Source organism: Pseudomonas sp. KBN10P06128 (genome assembly GCF_037574945.1).
GTDB classification, from domain to species: domain Bacteria; phylum Pseudomonadota; class Gammaproteobacteria; order Pseudomonadales; family Pseudomonadaceae; genus Pseudomonas; species Pseudomonas aeruginosa.
Genome location: NZ_JBBELR010000001.1, coordinates 3944086 through 3962875, shown reverse-complemented (window position 1 = coordinate 3962875; position 18790 = coordinate 3944086). Strand labels below are relative to the sequence as shown.

The window sequence follows — 18790 nt, the reverse complement described above, 5'->3', positions numbered from 1 at the left end:
ATGAACGAACAGACCTGGATGCTCTTCGGCGGGATCGGCGCGCTGCTGCTGCTCGCCTCGCTGGTCGGCTTCGTCCTCAAGTGGCGCGCCGGTCCCGGCCCGAACGCGGTGATCGACAACCTGAACGCGCGGATCAACGCCTGGTGGGCGATGGTCCTGGTGATCGGTTTCGCCTTCTGGCTCGGCCAGGCGGCGGTGATCCTGCTGTTCTATGGCGTGTCGTTCTACGCCCTGCGCGAGTTCATCACCCTCACCCCGACCCGGCGCAGTGACTACCCGGCGCTGGTGGCGGCGTTCTACTTCGTGCTGCCGATGCAGTACCTGCTGATCTACATCGACTGGTACAGCATGTTCTCGATCTTCATCCCGGTGTACGTGTTCCTGCTGTTGCCGATCCTCGCCTCGCTGGGCGGCGACACCAAGCACTTCCTCGAGCGCGCCTCGAAAGTGCAGTGGGGCCTGATGCTGGCGGTGTTCTGTATCTCCTTCGTGCCGGCGCTGCTGACCCTCGACATCCCCGGCTTCGAGGGGCGCAACCTGCTGCTGATCGCCTACCTGGTGATCGTCGTGCAGCTCTCCGACGTGATGCAGTACATCTGCGGCAAGCTGTTCGGCAAGCGCAAGATCGCTCCCAACCTGTCGCCGTCGAAGACCGTCGAAGGCTTCGTCGGCGGCATCGCCCTGGCCACCGCCATCGGCGCCTCGCTGTGGTGGATCACCCCGTTCAACCTCTGGCAGGCGGCGCTGATCGCGCTGCTGATCAACCTGCTGGGCTTCTTCGGCGGCCTGGTGATGTCGGCGATCAAGCGCGACCGCGGGGTCAAGGACTGGGGGCACATGATCGAAGGTCACGGTGGCATGCTCGACCGCCTGGACTCGGTGTGCTTCGCCGCGCCGATCTTCTTCCACGTGGTGCGCTACTGGTGGACGCCCTGAGGTTCGCCTGGCGCCGTTTCCCCGCCGTGTAGGCAGCCAGGAAATTGCGAGCGATAGAGACCCGTAGGGCGAATACCGCCACAGGCGGTATCCGCCGATACCCCGGATAAGCGGCGGATAACCGCAAGCGGTGATTCGCCCTACAACCAGGCTCCGGCATATGGAGACGTGACCGCAGCTTCACTGTCTCAGAGATTGACCAGGCGCATGCCTTCCTCGCTATAGCGACTGCCGGCGACCGCCTCGGCGGGGAAGATCGCATCCAGCTCGGCCAGTTCCGCCGCGCTCAGGCGCAGTTCCGTCGCGGCGACGTTCTCCTCCAGGTAGCGCCGCTGCTTGGTGCCGGGAATCGGGATCAGGTCATCGCCCTGCGCCAGCACCCAGGCCAGCGCCAGTTGCGAGGGTTTCACGCCCTTGGCCGCGGCCAGTTCGCCGACCTTGTCCACCAGCTTCAGGTTCTTCGCGAAGTTCTCGCCCTGGAAGCGCGGGCTGAAACGGCGGTAATCGTCGGCGGCGAAGTCTTCCGGGCGCTTCAGGGTGCCGGTAAGGAAACCTCGGCCCAGCGGGCTGTAGGGGACGAAGGCGATGCCCAGGCGACGGCAGGCGGCGAGCACCCCGGTGTCCTCCGGATCGCGGGTCCACAGCGAGTACTCGCTCTGCAACGCGCTGATCGGGTGCACCCGGTGGGCACGTTCGAGGGTTTCCGCCGAGGCTTCGCTGAGGCCGATGTGGCGGATCTTGCCGGCCTTCACCAGGTCGGCGAGGGCGCCGACGCTGTCCTCGATGGGCACCTGCGGGTCCATGCGGTGCTGATAGTAAAGGTCCAGGCGGTCGGTACCGAGGCGCTTCAGGCTGCCTTCGATGGCGCGGCGGATATATGCCGGGCTGCCGTCGACGCCGCGCGCCTGGGGATTGGCAGGGTCGCGGACGATGCCGAACTTGCTGGCCAGGAACACCTGCTCGCGTTTGCCGCGCAGGGCCTCGCCGAGCAGTTCCTCGTTGCTGTGCGGGCCGTACATGTCGGCGGTATCGAAGAAGTTCAGCCCGAGTTCCACGGCGCGATGCAGGGTGGCGATGGCCTCCTGGCGGTCGCCGCCGGTGGTGTAGAAGTCGGTCATGCCCATGCAGCCGAGGCCGATGGCGGAGACGGAAGGGCCGTTGTGGCCGAGTTGACGGGTTTTCATGTGTCGAGCCTCGCGGGAGGGAAGGAAAACGCCGTCATTCTTCGCTCCGCATTGGCCTGGATAAAGCCCATAATTACGGTTTTACCATTCGTATTTTCCAAATAATCGAGGACGTCCGATGGATCGTTTCCAGGCCATGCAGGCCTTCACCCGCATTGTCGAGCTGGGCGCCTTCGGCAAGGCCGCGGACAGCCTGGAGCTGCCGCGCGCCAGCGTGACCCAGGCGATCCAGCAACTGGAGGCGCACCTTGGCGTGCAGTTGCTGCAGCGCACCACCCGCCAGGTCAGCCTGACCCTCGACGGGCAGGCCTACTACGAGCGTTGCGTGCGCCTGCTGGCGGACCTGGAGGAGGCGGAAAGCTGCTTTCCACGCGTCCTGAACAACCCGCGCGGGCGCTTGCGGGTCGACCTGCCGGGCGCACTGGGGCGGATGCGGGTGATTCCGTTCCTGCCGGAGTTCTGCGAGCGCTACCCGGAACTGGAGCTGCAGTTGAGCAGCAACGATCGCCTGGTCGACCTGCTGCGCGAGGGTGCGGACTGCGTGCTGCGGGTCGGCGAGCTGCACGATTCCAGCCTGGTCGGCCGGCACCTGGCCGACCTGCAGCAGGTGACCTGCGCCAGCGCCGCCTACCTGGAGCGTCATGGCCATCCGCGGCAGCTCGCCGAACTCGGCGGGCACCTCGCGGTGAACTACCAGTCGCCTTCCAGTGGGCGTACCTTCGACTTCGAGTTCAGCGTCGACGGGCGCCTGCGCACGTTGCCGATGCGCAGCCGGGTCAGCGTCAACAACGCCGATGCCTACGTCGCCGCCTGCCGGGCCGGGCTCGGGCTGATCCAGGCGCCGCACTATCACGTCGCCGCCGGCCTGGCCGACGGCAGCCTCCGACAAGTGCTCGGCGAATGGTTGCCGCCATCGCTGCCGCTGCATGCCGTGTATCCCTCGCAGCGCCAGTTGTCGCCGCGGGTGAGGGTGTTCGTCGACTGGCTGGTGGAACTGTTCGGTCGCCAGGCGGCCGGCGAGACGCAATGAGACGCAGGCTTCCTGGTGAAGATTTTTCTCGATTTCGCCGGGATAACCTCGTTAGGATCGGCAGCCTTGGCCTGTCGAGCAGGGATGTTCGTCCGAGTTCCGGATGCCCACTGCCGCCAGGCCGCATTCATTCGAACAAGAATAAGGATCGCTGATGGAAAGCTTGCAGAAGTGGGTGGTCGACCTGAACGGCGTGGTCTGGGGGCCGTTGATGCTGGTGCTGATTCTCGGCACCGGCCTGTACCTGATGCTGGGGTTGAAGTTCATGCCCCTGGTGCGCCTGGGAGTCGGCTTTCGCCTGCTCTGGCAGGGGCGTAGCAAGGATGACGAGAGCAGCGGCGAGATCAGCCCGTTCCAGGCGCTGATGACCTGCCTGGCGGCCACCGTCGGTACCGGCAACATCGCCGGGGTGGCCACGGCGATCTTCCTCGGCGGCCCGGGCGCGCTGTTCTGGATGTGGTGCACCGCGCTGGTGGGAATGGCCACCAAGTTCTCCGAAGTGGTGCTGGCGGTGCACTACCGCGAGAAGGATGAGCGCAACGAACACGTCGGCGGTCCGATGTATGCCATCAAGAACGGTCTGGGCAAGCGCTGGGCCTGGCTCGGCGCGGCCTTCGCGCTGTTCGGCGGGCTCGCCGGCTTCGGTATCGGCAACATGGTCCAGGTCAACAGCATGGCCGATGCCCTGGAGGTTTCCTTCGGCGTGCCCGACTGGGTCACCGGGGTCGCCACCATGCTCGTCACCGGGCTGGTGATCCTTGGCGGCATCCGCCGTATCGGCAAGGTCGCCGAAGCCCTGGTGCCGTTCATGTGCGTCGGCTACATCGTCGCCTCGGTGATCGTCCTGGTGGTCCATGCCGAGGCGATTCCCGGCGCGTTCCAACTGATCTTCACCCACGCCTTCACGCCGATCGCCGCCACCGGCGGCTTCGCCGGCGCAGCGGTGATGGCGGCGATCCGTTTCGGCGTCGCACGCGGGATCTTCTCCAACGAGGCTGGCCTCGGCACCGCCGGCATTGCCCAGGCCGCCGGCACGACCCATAGCGCGGTGCGTTCGGGCCTGATCGGTATGCTCGGCACCTTCATCGATACCCTGATCATCTGCAGCCTGACCGGCCTGGCGATCATCACCTCGGGCGTCTGGACCAGCGGCGCCAGCGGCGCGGCGCTGTCCTCGGCGGCGTTCGAGGCGGCGATGCCGGGCGTCGGCCACTACATCCTGTCGCTGGCCCTGGTGGTGTTCGCCTATACCACCATCCTCGGCTGGAGCTACTACGGCGAGCGCTGCTGGGAGTACCTGGTGGGCACCCGGGCGATCCTGCCGTTCCGGATCGTCTGGACCCTGGCGATTCCGTTCGGCGCCATGACCCAGCTGGACTTCGCCTGGCTGGTGGCGGATACCCTCAACGCGCTGATGGCGATTCCCAACCTGATCGCCTTGCTGCTACTGAGTCCGGTGGTGTTCCGCCTGACCCGGGAGTATTTCGCCAAGGCCAGGAGTTGAGCCTCGGGGGACGGCGACGCTCAAACCCGAGGTTTTCGCTCGGGTAAAGCGTGCTAGCATCGTCGCCGGCCCCGAATGCTTCCGCTGCCGGCCACAGGGCCGGCGGCTTCTCACTGACTAGAAGGATCAACGCAATGGCTCAAGTGACTCTCAAGGGCAACCCGGTCAACGTCGATGGCCAGCTCCCGCAGAAAGGCGCCCAGGCTCCGGCCTTCAGCCTGGTCGGCGGCGACCTCGCCGACGTGACCCTGGAAAACTTCGCCGGCAAGCGCAAGGTGCTGAACATCTTCCCCAGCGTCGACACCCCGACCTGCGCCACCTCGGTGCGCAAGTTCAACGTCGAGGCCGGCAAGCTGGCCAACACCGTGGTGCTGTGCATCTCCGCCGACCTGCCGTTCGCGCAGAAGCGCTTCTGCGGCGCCGAAGGCCTGGAGAACGTAGTCAACCTGTCGACCCTGCGCGGTCGCGAGTTCCTCGAGAACTATGGCGTGGCCATCGCCAGCGGCCCGCTGGCCGGCCTGGCCGCGCGCGCCGTGGTGGTGCTCGACGAGCAGAACAAGGTGCTGCACAGCGAACTGGTCGGCGAAATCGCCGACGAGCCGAACTACGCGGCGGCCCTGGCGGCTCTCTGAGCCCCACGGCCAACCCGCTTCGTCCCATGACCGTCGGCCAGGCTGGCTGGTAACGGGCGAACCCGATTCCCTTGGCTGCTCGCCTCGGGCCATGAGCAGGGCGGATAATCGCAGCGCGGTCATCCGCCCTGCGTCGCAGAGACGCAGCGCTAGCGCATGGCGACCTGATGGCGCCGGCTGACGCTGGCGAAGGCGCTCCGGAACGCCTGCATCTCTTCCTCGCTGCCTACCGTCACGCGGACCCAGTTGGGCCAGGAGGCCCACGGGCGGCCGACGTGCACCCGCTGTTTCTCCAGTTCGGCGATGACCAGCTCGGCGGGACGGCGCATATCCACCATGAAACAGTTGGACTGCGAGGCGGTGCAGCGGAAGCCCTGCTGGCGCAGCCAGGCGATGGTGCGCTCGCGGACCTCTGCGTTCTGCTGCTTGCGCCGTGGCACCAGATCGTCGTCACGCAGGCTTTCCAGCCCGGCGTGGGCGGTCGGCGAGGGCACCACGTTGTGGCCGCCGAAGCGCTCCAGCCGCGCCAGCAGCTGCGGATGCCCGATGGCCAGGCCGAGCCGGGCGCCGGCCATCCCGTAGAGTTTCGAGAAGGTACGCAGGACCAGCACATCCTGGCGCTGGACGGCCAGGCCAACGACGCTGGGTGCGTCGGAAAAATGGATATACGCCTCGTCGACCAGCACCACGCTGCGCTCGGGCTTGCGTTCGATCGCCCTGACGATCCGCTCGTGCGGGGTGAGGGTGCCGGTCGGGTTGTTCGGGTTGCAGATATAGATCAGCCCGGCGTCGCGTTGCGCGGCGGCGAGCATGCGCTCGATGTCGTGGGCCGCCTCGGCGTCCAGCGGCACGGCAGCGACCTTCGCCCCCTGGGCCTGGGCGGCGCCGACCACGGAGTCGTAGGAGGGATCGGCCATGACCAGTCTGCGCTCCTTGCCGGTGAACGCCGCGACGGCGTATTGCAGCGGCTGGCGCGAGCCGCAGTAGGCATGCACGCATTCGGCGGGGATGCCGTTCTGCTTGGCGAACAGGCCGACCAGGGCGTCCTGCGCGTCGTAGTCGTAGCGGCCGCAGAGCGCGGCCGCCCGCTGCATGGCGGCCCTGGCCTTGGCGGAGGGGCCGTAGGGGCTTTCGTTGAAATCCAGGAAGGTCTCTTGCGGCTTCCCGGCGGCGCTTGTCGCGCCGCTCCCGGCGAAGGCTCGCGGGCTCAGCAGGATGCTGCTGGAGGCCAGGGCGGTCAGGGTCACGAACGAACGACGACTCAAAGCGGGCATAGCTTCACCTCCGTGTACCGAATGGGATATGCGTGCGGTGGGTTCCTCTCGGGCGTGTGTCACCAGAGTGGAGAACGAGGAGGGAGCCGGTCCGTTTATGGTGGCGTGATAATGGCGCCAGAATATCGGCGGGTGTTCTTCGGATTGCGCACGCGGCGCTCCCGGGCGGCGAACCGCCGGGGAGCGCCGCGCGGGCTCAGAGCGTGAGGGTGAAGCGCCCGGTCAACGCGCCCGGCAGGTGCATCGAGTCGGTCTGGCGTTCGCCGTAGGTATTGCTGGACAGGCGCAGTTCGCGCTCGTGGCTGAGGTCTTCCAGGTGGGCGCCGAGGAAGCTGTACAGGCTGTCGTCGAAGCGCATGGTGCTGACCGGCGCCCGGATCTGGCCGTTCTCCACCCAGAAGGTGGCGAAGCGGGTCATTCCGGTCAGGCGCGCGGCGGGCATGTCCGAGTAGTTCAGGTACCACAGGTTGCCGATGTACAGGCCGGTATCCAGGGCCTCGAGGATGCGCGCCTGCTCCAGGCTGCCGCCGGCCATGTCCAGCGCCGTGGGCGCCTCGTTGGCGCCGGCGCCATTGGCTACCAGGCCATATTCGCGGGCGCTGCGCGAACTCACCAGGCGTCCGCTCAGGCGGCCGTTGCCGACCAGTTCGACTTCGGCGCGCGGCGAGCCTTCCGCGCTGAATGCCGGGGAGGGCGAGGTGGCAGGGCGCTCGGCGAGGTTCAGCAGCGGACTGAGCAGGGCGTCGCCGTTCTGCAGGCGTTGCAGGGGGCTTTCGCCGGTAGCCAGGGCGCGCGCGGAGAAACCGCCCCAGCAGAGCATCTGCATGACTTCTTCGAGCGCCGCCGGCGCCAGGTAGGCGCGGTAGTCGCCGGGGCGCAACTGGCGCAGCGGCTTGCCCAGGTGGCCGAGCTGCTCCCGGGCCTGTTCGAAGCGCCGGGCGAAGGCTTCGTCGTCCCAGCGCTGGCCGGCGTAGTCGGCCTTCACCGCCTGGCCGTTGCCGTGGAACAGGCTCCAGTCGAAGTTGAAGCTGCTGCCGGCATGCCAGCCGAAGGCGCCCCAGGAGTTGGCGAAGCCACGGAACAGCGGTCCGGCGGCATAGATGCCGACCAGGTCGAGGTCGCGCGCCCGGCGTTCGAGGCTGGCCAGCAGCGCGCCGCTGTCGGGCGCTGCGCCGAGGTCCTGGTTCTCTCGCTGCCAGGCCGAGGTGTCGAGCAGCAGATAGGGATCGGCGGGAATCCAGGCCAGGCTCTGGCGCAGTTGCCGAAGGCCTTCGACCAGACGCTGGCGGTCTTCTTCCGGCGCGCCGGAGAGCGTCAGGTCGAGGCTCGCCTGGCGTTCGTCGCGGATCAGCCGGAGCAGCGCGCTGGCCTGGCGCACCCGACCGGCCTGGCGCACCCGCGCCCGGTTGAAGCGGATGAACTCGGAGTCCTCGGCGCTGTACCAGAGGGTGAAGTCCTCGCCCTCGGCCAGGTGTCGGCGCAGGTCCTCGGCGAGGGCTTCGAAATGCTGTCTCTGGTGCATCAGGCGTCTCCCCCGAATACGTCCACATCGCTGAATACGCAGGCCGGCGAGGCGTGGCCGACACGGATCACCTGGTTCGGCTCGCCCTTGCCGCAGTAGGGGGTGCCGAGCACCTCGAAGGTGCCGGCGTCGCCCACCGCGCTGAGGTTGCGCCAGAACTGCGCGGAGACGCCCCGGTAGTTGGGGTTCTTCACCACGCCCTTGAGTTCGCCGTCCTCGATCAACTGGCCCCATTCGCAGCCGAACTGGAACTTGTTGCGTGCGTCGTCGATCGACCAGGAGCGGTTGTAGGACATCAGCACCCCGCGCTCGATACCGCCCACCAGTTGGGCGAAGCTCTTGTCGCCGGGCTCCAGGTTGAGATTGGCCATGCGGTCGATGGGCGCGCGGTTCCAACTGCTGGCGCGGCTGTTGGCGACGCCCTCCAGGCCGCTGCGGTGTTGCGACAGGGCGCCGCCGAGCGGGCGCAGCAGGCGGCCTTCGCGGATCAGGTATTCCTTGCGCGCGGGGCTGCCGTCGTCGTCCTGGCGGTAGCTGGCCAGTTCCTCGGGGATTTCCGGGTCGAAGCTGACGTTGAGCAGGCTGGAGCCGTACTGGTAGCGACCGAAGTCCTCGGTCTTGATGAAGCTGGTACCGGCGTAGTTGCGCTCGTCGCCGAGGATGCGATCCAGCTCCAGCGGGTGGCCGATCGACTCGTGGATCTGCAGGATCATCTGGTCCGGCATCAGCAGCAGGTCGCAGCGGCCGCTCGGGGTGTTCGGCGCCGCCAGCAGTTGCAGCGCCTGGTCGGCGATGCGCGGCGCGGCGCCGACCAGGCCGAGGCGCTCGATCACTTCGGCGCCGCCCTGCTGGCCGGCATGGTGGCCGCCGAAACTGCGGGTCTGGCTGTCATGGCCGTCGTAGGCGGTGACGCTGGCGCCGGGATAGACGAAGCGCTGCTCGTGGTATTGCTCGGCGCCGGCGCTGTTCAGGTAGAGCTGTTCCTGGCGGCTGACTTCGAGGAATACGCTCCAGTTCACCAGGCGCTCGTCGCGCGGCACCTTGGCGGACTCCTCGGCGAGCAGTTCGTAGCACTCGGCGAGGGAGGGGAAAGGGGCGTCCTGGTTCGGCGAGCGATACTGCGAGCGGCCGCTTGCCGGCGGCAATCCGCGGACGTCGAACAGGGCGTGCCGGGCGATCCGCTCGGCTTGCCGCTCGGCCTGCTCCAGGGCGGCCTGCAGGCCGGCCGCGGAGAGATCGTTGGTGGCGGCGTAGGCTTCCACGCCGTTCAGCCGTACGCAGAGCATGGCGCCGCGGTCCTGGCTGAAGTGCGGCGGTTCGCTGACGTTGCGGCGCACCGAGAGGTACTCGCCGCTACGCTGGACGTAGCGCAAGGAGTGGAATTCGGCGCGGCTGCGGAGCGCCGCGAAGCGGTGTTTCAACGGGTCGATCATCTGTGCGTCCCTGGCCGATTGCGGAGTGGGCGAGTGCAGGACGCTCTATTTCAAGCCTTCGCCCGTAACGGAGCAAGCCGTTTGTTGTCATAGCCTGGTGCCAGGCTGCGGGTGGCTCGCCGAAGCATGCGGGCGGAATGCCTAACTATCGGTAAAGCAAGGGTAAATAGCGGGTAAAGAGGCTTTGCCTGGGCCCCCGCAATGCTTATCGTGCAGCCTGGAAAAAGCGCCTCCGTTCTAAGCCTGAAGAAGAACCATGACTCCAACGACCGGTAAATCCAAGTTCCGTACCCTGCGCCCGTGGCTGATCACCGCCCTGGCCTTCGCCGCCGTGATCGGCCTGGTGATGTGGCTGGCGGCGCCCGCCTCGGCGCCGTCCTCCGACGGGCGACCCGGTCGCGGCGGCAAGCCGGGCGCCGCGCTGCCCAAGGCCAACGCGCTCACCGTCGGCGTGGCCAGGGTGGAGCAGGGCGACCTGGCGCTGCATTTCAACGCGCTTGGCACCGTCACCGCCTTCAACACGGTGAACGTCAAGCCGCGGGTCAACGGCGAGCTGGTCAAGGTGCTGTTCCAGGAGGGGCAGGAGGTCAAGGCCGGCGACCTGCTGGCGGTGGTCGACCCGCGTACCTACAAGGCGGCGCTGGCCCAGGCCGAGGGCACGCTGATGCAGAACCAGGCGCAACTGAAGAACGCCGAGATCGACCTGCAGCGCTACAAGGGGCTGTACGCCGAGGACTCGATCGCCAAGCAGACCCTGGATACCCAGGAAGCCCAGGTCCGCCAGTTGCAGGGCACCATCCGTACCAACCAGGGCCAGGTCGACGACGCCCGCCTCAACCTGACCTTCACCGAGGTCCGCGCACCGATTTCCGGGCGCCTCGGCCTGCGCCAGGTGGACATCGGCAACCTGGTCACCAGCGGCGATACCACGCCGCTGGTGGTGATCACCCAGGTCAAGCCGATCTCGGTGGTGTTCAGCCTGCCGCAGCAGCAGATCGGCACCGTCGTCGAGCAGATGAACGGCCCCGGCAAGCTGGCGGTCACCGCGCTGGACCGCAACCAGGACAAGGTTCTCGCCGAAGGCACCCTGACCACCCTGGACAACCAGATCGACACCACCACCGGCACGGTCAAGCTCAAGGCACGCTTCGAGAACGCCGACGGCAAGCTGTTCCCCAACCAGTTCGTCAACGTGCGCCTGCTGGCGCAGACCCTCAAGGGCGTGCTGACCATTCCGGCCAACGCCGTGCAGCGCGGCACCAACGGTATCTATGTGTACGTGGTCGGCGCCGACAACAAGGTCAGCCAGCGCAGCGTCTCCATCGGCACCAGCGAGAACGAGCGGGTGGTGGTGGAAAGCGGCCTGAAGGCCGGCGAGCAGGTGGTGGTGGAAGGCACCGACCGCCTGCGCGACGGTATGGAAGTGCGTGTCGCCGAGGCCTCCCCGCAGGTCCTCGAGGGCGAGCCGCAGAAACCGCAGACTGGCCGCCCCAGCGGCCTCCAGGGCGACTCGGTGGGTAGCGGGAGCGCTGAATGAACCCGTCCCGCCCGTTCATCCTGCGGCCGGTCGCGACCACCCTGCTGATGGTGGCGATCCTGCTCTCGGGCCTGATCGCCTACCGCTTCCTGCCGATCTCGGCGTTGCCGGAAGTGGACTACCCGACCATCCAGGTGGTCACCCTGTACCCCGGTGCCAGCCCGGAGATCATGACCTCGTCGATCACCGCGCCGCTGGAGAACCAGCTCGGGCAGATTCCGGGGCTCAACGAGATGTCTTCCAGCAGTTCCGGCGGCGCCTCGGTGATCACTCTGCAATTCAGCCTGCAGAGCAACCTCGATGTCGCCGAGCAGGAAGTCCAGGCGGCGATCAACGCCGCGCAGAGCCTGCTGCCCAACGACCTGCCGAACCAGCCGGTGTTCAGCAAGGTGAACCCGGCGGACGCACCGATCCTGACCCTGGCGGTGATGTCCGATGGCATGCCGCTGCCGCAGATCCAGGACCTGGTGGATACCCGCCTGGCACAGAAGATCTCGCAGATCTCCGGGGTCGGCCTGGTCAGCATCAGCGGCGGCCAGCGTCCGGCGGTGCGGGTGCGCGCCAACCCGACGGCGCTGGCGGCGGCCGGGCTGAGCCTGGAGGACCTGCGCAGCACGGTGACCAGCAACAACCTCAACGGCCCCAAGGGCAGCTTCGACGGCCCGACCCGTGCCTCGACCCTGGACGCCAACGACCAGTTGCGCTCGGCCGACGCCTACCGCGACCTGATCATCGCCTACAAGAACGGCTCGCCGCTGCGCATCCGCGACGTCGCCAGCGTCGAGGACGACGCCGAGAACGTGCGCCTGGCCGCCTGGGCCAACAACCTGCCGGCGGTGGTGCTGAACATCCAGCGCCAGCCGGGGGCCAACGTGATCGAGGTGGTCGACCGGATCAAGGCGCTGCTGCCGCAGCTGCAATCGACCCTGCCGGGGAATCTCGACGTGCAGGTGCTGACCGACCGCACCACCACCATCCGCGCCTCGGTCAAGGACGTGCAGTTCGAGCTGGCGCTGGCGGTGGCGCTGGTGGTGATGGTCACCTTCCTGTTCCTGCGCAACGTCTACGCCACCCTGATTCCCAGCTTCGCCGTGCCGCTGTCGCTGATCGGCACCTTCGGCGTGATGTACCTGTCCGGCTTCTCGATCAACAACCTGACCCTGATGGCGCTGACCATCGCCACCGGCTTCGTGGTCGACGACGCGATCGTCATGGTGGAGAACATCGCCCGCTACCTGGAGCAGGGCGACTCGCCGCTGGAAGCGGCGCTCAAGGGCTCGAAGCAGATCGGCTTCACCATCATCTCGCTGACCTTCTCGCTGATCGCCGTGCTGATCCCGCTGCTGTTCATGGGCGACGTCGCCGGGCGGCTGTTCCGCGAGTTCGCCATCACCCTGGCGGTGGCGATCCTGATTTCCGGCTTCGTCTCCCTGACCCTTACGCCGATGCTCAGCGCCAAGCTGCTGCGCCACATCGACGAGGACCAGCAGGGCCGCTTCGCGCGCGCCGCGGGGCGGGTCATCGATGGCCTGATCGCACAATACGCCAAGGCCCTGCGGGTGGTCCTGCGGCACCAGCCGCTGACCCTGCTGGTGGCCATCGCCACCCTGGCGCTGACCGCGCTGCTCTACCTGGCCATGCCCAAGGGCTTCTTCCCGGTGCAGGACACCGGGGTGATCCAGGGCGTCGCCGAAGCGCCGCAGTCGATCTCCTTCCAGGCCATGTCCGAGCGCCAGCGCGCCCTCGCCGAGGTGGTGCTGAAGGACCCGGCGGTGGCCAGCCTGTCCTCCTACATCGGCGTCGACGGCAGCAACCCGACCCTCAACACCGGCCGCCTGCTGATCAACCTCAAGCCGCACAGCGAGCGCGACGTCACCGCCAGCGAAGTGATCCAGCGCCTGCAGCCCGAACTCGACCACCTGCCCGGGATCAAGCTGTACATGCAGCCGGTGCAGGACCTGACCATCGAGGACCGGGTCGCTCGCACCCAGTACCAGTTCACCTTGCAGGACGCCGACCCGGACGTGCTCGCCGAGTGGGTGCCGAAGCTGGTGGCGCGGCTGCAGGAGTTGCCGCAGCTCGCCGACGTCGCCAGCGACTGGCAGGACAAGGGCTTGCAGGCCTACCTGAACATCGACCGCGACACCGCATCGCGCCTCGGCGTGAAGCTCTCCGACATCGACAGCGTGCTCTACAACGCCTTCGGCCAGCGGCTGATCTCGACCATCTTCACCCAGGCCACCCAGTACCGCGTGGTGCTGGAGGTGGCGCCGCAGTTCCAGCTCGGCCCGCAGGCCCTGGAGCAGCTCTACGTGCCGTCCAGCGACGGCACCCAGGTGCGCCTGTCGAGCCTGGCGAAGGTGGAGGAGCGGCATACCCTGCTGGCGATCAACCATATCGCCCAGTTCCCCTCGGCGACCCTGTCGTTCAACCTGGCCAAGGGTTACTCCCTGGGCGAGGCGGTCGAGGCGATCCGTGGCGTCGAGGCCAGCCTGGAGCTGCCGCTGAGCATGCAGGGCAGCTTCCGCGGCGCGGCGCTGGCCTTCGAGGCCTCGCTGTCGAACACGCTGCTGCTGATCCTCGCCTCGGTGGTGACCATGTACATCGTCCTGGGCATCCTCTACGAGAGCTTCATCCATCCGGTGACCATCCTCTCGACCCTGCCCTCGGCCGGGGTCGGCGCGCTGCTGGCGCTGATGCTGGCGGGGCAGGAGATCGGCATCGTGGCGATCATCGGCATCATCCTGCTGATCGGCATCGTCAAGAAGAACGCGATCATGATGATCGACTTCGCCCTCGACGCCGAGCGCAACGAAGGCAAGCCGCCCCATGAGGCGATCTACCAGGCCTGCCTGCTGCGCTTCCGGCCGATCCTGATGACCACCATGGCCGCGCTGCTCGGCGCGCTGCCGCTGATGCTCGCCGGCGGCGCCGGCGCCGAGCTGCGCCAGCCGCTGGGCATCACCATGGTCGGCGGCCTGCTGCTGAGCCAGGTCCTGACCCTGTTCACCACCCCGGTGATCTATCTCTACTTCGACCGCCTGGCCCGTCGCTGGGCGGCCTGGCGCAAGCAGCGCGGGCTGGACCTGAACACCGAGGCCGGGTTCGACGGGGACGCCGGGCGATGAGCCTGTCCACGCCCTTCATCCGCCGCCCGGTCGCCACCACGCTGCTGACCCTGGCGTTGCTGCTCGCCGGCACCCTGTCGTTCGGCCTGCTGCCGGTGGCGCCGCTGCCCAACGTCGACTTCCCGGCCATCGTGGTCAGCGCCAGCCTGCCGGGCGCCAGCCCGGAAACCATGGCCTCGTCGGTGGCCACGCCGCTGGAGCGCTCGCTGGGACGGATCGCCGGGATCAGCGAGATGACCTCCAGCAGTTCGCTGGGCTCGACCACCGTGGTGCTCGTGTTCGACCTGGAGAAGGACATCGACGGCGCCGCCCGCGAGGTGCAGGCGGCGATCAACGGCGCGATGAGCCTGCTGCCCAGCGGCATGCCGAACAATCCCAGCTACCGCAAGGCCAACCCCTCGGACATGCCGATCATGGTCCTCACCCTGACCTCGGAGACCCAGAGTCGCGGCGAGATGTACGACCTCGCCTCGACCGTGCTGGCGCCGAAGCTGTCGCAGGTGCAGGGGGTAGGGCAGGTGAGCATCGGCGGCAGCTCGCTGCCGGCGGTGCGGGTCGACCTCAACCCGGATGCCATGAGCCAGTACGGGCTGTCCCTGGACAGCGTGCGCACGGCCATCGCCGCGGCCAACAGCAACGGCCCCAAGGGCGCCGTCGAGAAGGACGACAAGCACTGGCAGGTGGACGCCAACGACCAGTTGCGCAAGGCCCGCGAGTACGAGCCGCTGGTGATCCACTACAACGCTGACAACGGCGCTGCGGTGCGCCTCGGCGACGTGGCCAAGGTCAGCGACTCGGTGGAGGACGTGCGCAACGCCGGCTTTTCCGACGACCTGCCGGCGGTGCTGCTGATCGTCACCCGCCAGCCCGGCGCCAACATCATCGAGGCCACCGACGCCATCCACGCGCAACTGCCGGTGTTGCAGGAACTGCTCGGGCCGCAGGTCAAGCTGAACGTGATGGATGATCGCAGCCCGTCGATCCGCGCGTCGCTGGAAGAGGCCGAGCTGACCCTGCTGATCTCGGTGGCGCTGGTGATCCTGGTGGTCTTCCTGTTCCTGCGCAACGGCCGCGCCACGCTGATCCCCAGCCTGGCGGTGCCGGTCTCGCTGATCGGCACCTTCGCGGTCATGTACCTGTGCGACTTCAGCCTGAACAACCTGTCGCTGATGGCGCTGATCATCGCCACCGGCTTCGTGGTGGACGACGCCATCGTGGTGGTGGAGAACATCGCCCGACGCATCGAGGAGGGCGATCCGCCGATCCAGGCGGCGATCACCGGCGCCCGCCAGGTCGGTTTCACCGTGCTGTCGATGACGCTCTCGCTGGTCGCGGTGTTCATCCCGCTGCTGCTCATGGGCGGGCTCACCGGGCGGCTGTTCCGCGAGTTCGCGGTGACTCTCTCGGCGGCGATCCTGGTGTCCCTGGTGGTATCCCTGACCCTCACGCCGATGCTCTGCGCGCGTCTGCTGCGTCCGCTGAAACGGCCCGAAGGCGCTTCCCTGGCGCGGCGCAGCGATCGCTTCTTCGCCGCCTTCATGCTGCGCTACCGCGCCAGCCTGGGCTGGGCGCTGGAGCACTCGCGGCTGATGGTGGTGATCATGCTGGCCTGCATCGCCATGAACCTCTGGTTGTTCGTGGTGGTGCCCAAGGGCTTTCTCCCGCAGCAGGACTCCGGGCGCCTGCGCGGCTACGCGGTGGCCGACCAGAGCATCTCGTTCCAGTCCCTGAGCGCGAAGATGGGCGAGTACCGCAAGATCCTCTCTTCCGATCCGGCGGTGGAAAACGTGGTCGGCTTCATCGGCGGCGGCCGCTGGCAGTCGAGCAACACCGGTTCGTTCTTCGTCACCCTCAAGCCGATCGGCGAACGCGACCCGGTGGAGAAGGTCCTCACCCGGCTGCGCGAGCGGATCGCCAAGGTGCCCGGCGCGGCGCTCTATCTCAACGCTGGCCAGGACGTGCGCCTGGGCGGCCGCGACAGCAACGCGCAGTACGAATTCACCCTGCGCAGCGACGACCTGACCCTGCTCCGCGAATGGGCGCCGAAGGTCGAGGCGGCGATGCGCAAGCTGCCGCAGCTGGTGGACGTCAACAGCGACTCCCAGGACAAGGGCGTGCAGACCCGCCTGGTGATCGACCGCGACCGTGCGGCGACCCTGGGGATCAACGTGGAAATGGTCGACGCGGTGCTCAACGATTCCTTCGGCCAGCGCCAGGTGTCGACCATCTTCAACCCGCTGAACCAGTACCGGGTGGTGATGGAGGTCGACCAGCAGTACCAGCAGAGCCCGGAGATCCTCCGCCAGGTCCAGGTGATCGGCAACGACGGCCAGCGCGTGCCGCTGTCCGCGTTCAGCCACTACGAACCGAGCCGGGCACCGCTGGAGGTCAACCACCAGGGCCAGTTCGCCGCCACCACGCTGTCCTTCAACCTGGCGCCGGGCGCGCAGATCGGCCCGACCCGCGAGGCCATCATGCAGGCCCTGGAGCCGCTGCACATCCCGGTGGACGTGCAGACCAGCTTCGAGGGCAACGCCGGCGCGGTGCAGGACACGCAGAACCAGATGCCCTGGCTGATCCTCCTGGCGCTGCTGGCGGTGTACATCGTCCTCGGCATCCTCTACGAGAGCTACGTGCACCCGCTGACCATCCTCTCGACCCTGCCTTCGGCCGGGGTCGGCGCGCTGCTCGCGCTGATCCTCTGCCGCAGCGAGCTGAGCCTGATCGCGCTGATCGGCATCATCCTGCTGATCGGCATCGTCAAGAAGAACGCGATCATGATGATCGACTTCGCCCTGGAGGCCGAGCGCAACCACGGCCTGAGCCCGCGCGAGGCGATCCTCGAGGCCTGCATGATGCGCTTCCGGCCGATCATGATGACCACCCTGGCCGCCTTGCTCGGCGCCTTGCCGCTGATCTTCGGCATCGGCGGCGACGCCGCGCTGCGCCGGCCGCTGGGCATCACCATCGTCGGCGGGCTGATCGGCAGCCAGTTGCTGACCCTGTACACCACCCCGGTGGTCTACCTCTATCTCGACCGCCTGCGCCACTGGGTCAACCAGAAACGCGGCGTACGCACGGACGGTGCGCTGGAGACACCCCTATGAAACACACCCCCTCGTTGCTCGCCCTGGCCCTGGTCGCCGCCCTCGGCGGCTGCGCCATCGGCCCCGACTACCAGCGACCGGACCTGGCGGTGCCCGCCGAATTCAAGGAAGCCGAAGGCTGGCGCCGCGCCGAGCCGCGCGACGTGTTCCAGCGCGGCGCCTGGTGGGAGCTGTACGGCGACCAGACCCTGAACGACCTGCAGATGCACCTGGAACGTTCCAACCAGACCCTGGCCCAGTCGGTGGCGCAGTTCCGCCAGGCCGAGGCGCTGGTGCGCGGCGCGCGAGCCGCGTTCTTCCCGTCGATCACCGGCAACGTGGGCAAGACCCGTAGCGGCCAGGGCGGCGGCGATAGCACCGTGTTGCTGCCGGGAGGCTCGACGGTGAGCAGCGGCGGCTCTGGCGCGATCAGTACCAGCTACTCGACCAACCTCAGTGTCAGCTGGGAGGTCGACCTCTGGGGCAAGCTGCGCCGGCAACTGGAGGCCAACCAGGCGAGCCTGCATGCCAGCGCCGCCGACCTCGCCGCGGTGCGCCTCAGCCAGCAGTCGCAACTGGCGCAGAACTACCTGCAACTGCGGGTGATGGACGAACAGATCCGCCTGCTCAACGACACGGTGACGGCCTACGAGCGTTCGCTGAAGGTGGCCGAGAACAAATACCGCGCCGGCATCGTCACCAGGGCCGACGTGGCCCAGGCCCGCACCCAGCTGAAAAGCACCCAGGCCCAGGCCATCGACCTGAAGTACCAGCGTGCCCAGCTGGAGCACGCCATCGCCGTGCTGGTCGGCCTGCCGCCGGCGCAATTCAACCTGCCGCCGGTGGCGAGCGTGCCGAAGCTGCCGGACCTGCCGGCAGTGGTGCCGTCGCAATTGCTCGAACGACGGCCGGACATCGCCTCGGCGGAACGCAAGGTGATTTCCGCCAATGCCCAGATCGGCGTGGCCAAGGCCGCCTATTTTCCCGACCTCACCCTGAGCGCCGCCGGCGGCTACCGCAGCGGCAGCCTGAGCAACTGGATCAGCACGCCGAACCGCTTCTGGTCGATCGGCCCGCAGTTCGCCATGACCCTGTTCGACGGCGGCCTGATCGGCTCCCAGGTGGACCAGGCCGAGGCGACCTACGACCAGACCGTGGCGACCTACCGGCAGACCGTGCTCGACGGTTTCCGCGAGGTGGAGGACTACCTGGTGCAATTGAGCGTCCTCGACGAGGAGAGCGGGGTGCAGCGCGAAGCCCTGGAGTCGGCCCGCGAGGCACTGCGCCTGGCCGAGAACCAGTACAAGGCCGGCACCGTCGACTACACCGACGTGGTCACCAACCAGGCCACCGCGCTGAGCAACGAACGCACCGTGCTGACCCTGCTCGGCAGCCGCCTGACCGCCAGCGTCCAGTTGATCGCGGCAATGGGCGGCGGCTGGGACAGCGCCGACATCGAGCGGACCGACGAGCGGCTCGGCCGGGTCGAAGAGGGCCTGCCGCCTTCGCCCTGAGTTCTTCTCG

Annotated in this window: 12 protein-coding genes; 8 read left to right on the top strand and 4 right to left on the bottom strand. The window is 67.7% G+C overall.

Features of this window, described 5'->3' with window-relative positions; all coding sequences use genetic code 11:
* Entirely contained in the window at window positions 1-936 is a 936-nt protein-coding gene (locus VQ065_RS18385; protein WP_003089962.1) for a phosphatidate cytidylyltransferase, read from the top strand.
* Window positions 937-1124: 188 nt separating this feature from the next.
* On the opposite strand, the gene VQ065_RS18380 is transcribed toward VQ065_RS18385, so the two are convergent.
* Window positions 1125-2120 (bottom strand): aldo/keto reductase, encoded by a 996-nt coding sequence (locus VQ065_RS18380; protein ID WP_003089960.1) that lies wholly within the window; start codon window positions 2118-2120, stop codon window positions 1125-1127.
* A gap of 118 nt (window positions 2121-2238) precedes the next feature.
* Here VQ065_RS18380 and VQ065_RS18375 point away from each other — a divergent pair, with 118 nt between their 5' ends.
* The 3 genes from VQ065_RS18375 (at window position 2239) to tpx (ending at window position 5286) form a co-directional block, all read left to right on the top strand.
* The gene (locus VQ065_RS18375; RefSeq protein ID WP_003089957.1) at window positions 2239-3150 is read left to right on the top strand and encodes a LysR family transcriptional regulator; all 912 of its coding nucleotides are present in this window, start codon (window positions 2239-2241) and stop codon (window positions 3148-3150) included.
* A 154-nt stretch (window positions 3151-3304) separates the two neighbouring features.
* Window positions 3305-4654 (top strand): alanine/glycine:cation symporter family protein, encoded by a 1350-nt coding sequence (locus tag VQ065_RS18370; protein ID WP_003089954.1) that lies wholly within the window; start codon window positions 3305-3307, stop codon window positions 4652-4654.
* Between the two features lie 134 nt (window positions 4655-4788).
* Window positions 4789-5286, top strand: coding sequence for a thiol peroxidase (gene tpx / locus VQ065_RS18365; RefSeq protein WP_003089950.1), 498 nt, complete (start codon window positions 4789-4791; stop codon window positions 5284-5286).
* A gap of 149 nt (window positions 5287-5435) precedes the next feature.
* On the opposite strand, the gene ptaA is transcribed toward tpx, so the two are convergent.
* The 3 genes from ptaA to VQ065_RS18350 all read right to left on the bottom strand — a co-directional run bounded on the left by ptaA (window position 5436) and on the right by VQ065_RS18350 (window position 9515).
* On the bottom strand, window positions 5436-6560 hold the full coding sequence (gene ptaA / locus VQ065_RS18360) for a pyoverdine biosynthesis transaminase PtaA (protein ID WP_003089946.1): 1125 nt from the start codon (window positions 6558-6560) through the stop codon (window positions 5436-5438).
* Between the two features lie 196 nt (window positions 6561-6756).
* Window positions 6757-8082 carry a TldD/PmbA family protein gene (locus VQ065_RS18355; RefSeq protein WP_003089937.1) on the bottom strand — a complete coding sequence of 442 codons (1326 nt, stop codon included), beginning with the start codon at window positions 8080-8082 and terminating at the stop codon, window positions 6757-6759.
* The gene (locus VQ065_RS18350; RefSeq protein ID WP_003089930.1) at window positions 8082-9515 is read right to left on the bottom strand and encodes a TldD/PmbA family protein; all 1434 of its coding nucleotides are present in this window, start codon (window positions 9513-9515) and stop codon (window positions 8082-8084) included. The genes VQ065_RS18355 and VQ065_RS18350 overlap by 1 nt, the downstream gene beginning before the upstream one ends.
* A 256-nt stretch (window positions 9516-9771) precedes the next feature.
* Here VQ065_RS18350 and muxA point away from each other — a divergent pair, with 256 nt between their 5' ends.
* Genes muxA through opmB form a run of 4 tightly spaced genes read left to right on the top strand, consistent with a single transcriptional unit; the run spans window position 9772 to window position 18780 of the window.
* The gene (gene muxA, locus VQ065_RS18345; RefSeq protein ID WP_003089923.1) at window positions 9772-11052 is read left to right on the top strand and encodes a multidrug efflux RND transporter periplasmic adaptor subunit MuxA; all 1281 of its coding nucleotides are present in this window, start codon (window positions 9772-9774) and stop codon (window positions 11050-11052) included.
* Entirely contained in the window at window positions 11049-14180 is a 3132-nt protein-coding gene (gene muxB / locus VQ065_RS18340; RefSeq protein ID WP_003089920.1) for a multidrug efflux RND transporter permease subunit MuxB, read from the top strand. Before muxA ends, muxB begins: the two co-directional genes overlap by 4 nt.
* The gene (gene muxC, locus VQ065_RS18335; RefSeq protein WP_003089914.1) at window positions 14177-17287 is read left to right on the top strand and encodes a multidrug efflux RND transporter permease subunit MuxC; all 3111 of its coding nucleotides are present in this window, start codon (window positions 14177-14179) and stop codon (window positions 17285-17287) included. The genes muxB and muxC overlap by 4 nt, the downstream gene beginning before the upstream one ends.
* Complete coding sequence (gene opmB / locus VQ065_RS18330; protein WP_003089909.1) at window positions 17284-18780, top strand: multidrug efflux RND transporter outer membrane subunit OpmB; 1497 nt, start codon at window positions 17284-17286, stop codon at window positions 18778-18780. Before muxC ends, opmB begins: the two co-directional genes overlap by 4 nt.
* Window positions 18781-18790 lie beyond the last annotated feature (10 nt).

Bases quoted from the DNA above. Each gene is read 5' to 3' on its own strand.
- VQ065_RS18385 (WP_003089962.1), top strand. From the start codon at position 1: ATGAACGAACAGACCTGGATGCTCTTCGGCGGGATCGGCGCGCTGCTG.
- VQ065_RS18380 (WP_003089960.1), bottom strand. From the start codon at position 2,120: ATGAAAACCCGTCAACTCGGCCACAACGGCCCTTCCGTCTCCGCCATC.
- VQ065_RS18375 (WP_003089957.1), top strand. From the start codon at position 2,239: ATGGATCGTTTCCAGGCCATGCAGGCCTTCACCCGCATTGTCGAGCTG.
- VQ065_RS18370 (WP_003089954.1), top strand. From the start codon at position 3,305: ATGGAAAGCTTGCAGAAGTGGGTGGTCGACCTGAACGGCGTGGTCTGG.
- tpx (WP_003089950.1), top strand. From the start codon at position 4,789: ATGGCTCAAGTGACTCTCAAGGGCAACCCGGTCAACGTCGATGGCCAG.
- ptaA (WP_003089946.1), bottom strand. From the start codon at position 6,560: ATGCCCGCTTTGAGTCGTCGTTCGTTCGTGACCCTGACCGCCCTGGCC.
- VQ065_RS18355 (WP_003089937.1), bottom strand. From the start codon at position 8,082: ATGCACCAGAGACAGCATTTCGAAGCCCTCGCCGAGGACCTGCGCCGA.
- VQ065_RS18350 (WP_003089930.1), bottom strand. From the start codon at position 9,515: ATGATCGACCCGTTGAAACACCGCTTCGCGGCGCTCCGCAGCCGCGCC.
- muxA (WP_003089923.1), top strand. From the start codon at position 9,772: ATGACTCCAACGACCGGTAAATCCAAGTTCCGTACCCTGCGCCCGTGG.
- muxB (WP_003089920.1), top strand. From the start codon at position 11,049: ATGAACCCGTCCCGCCCGTTCATCCTGCGGCCGGTCGCGACCACCCTG.
- muxC (WP_003089914.1), top strand. From the start codon at position 14,177: ATGAGCCTGTCCACGCCCTTCATCCGCCGCCCGGTCGCCACCACGCTG.
- opmB (WP_003089909.1), top strand. From the start codon at position 17,284: ATGAAACACACCCCCTCGTTGCTCGCCCTGGCCCTGGTCGCCGCCCTC.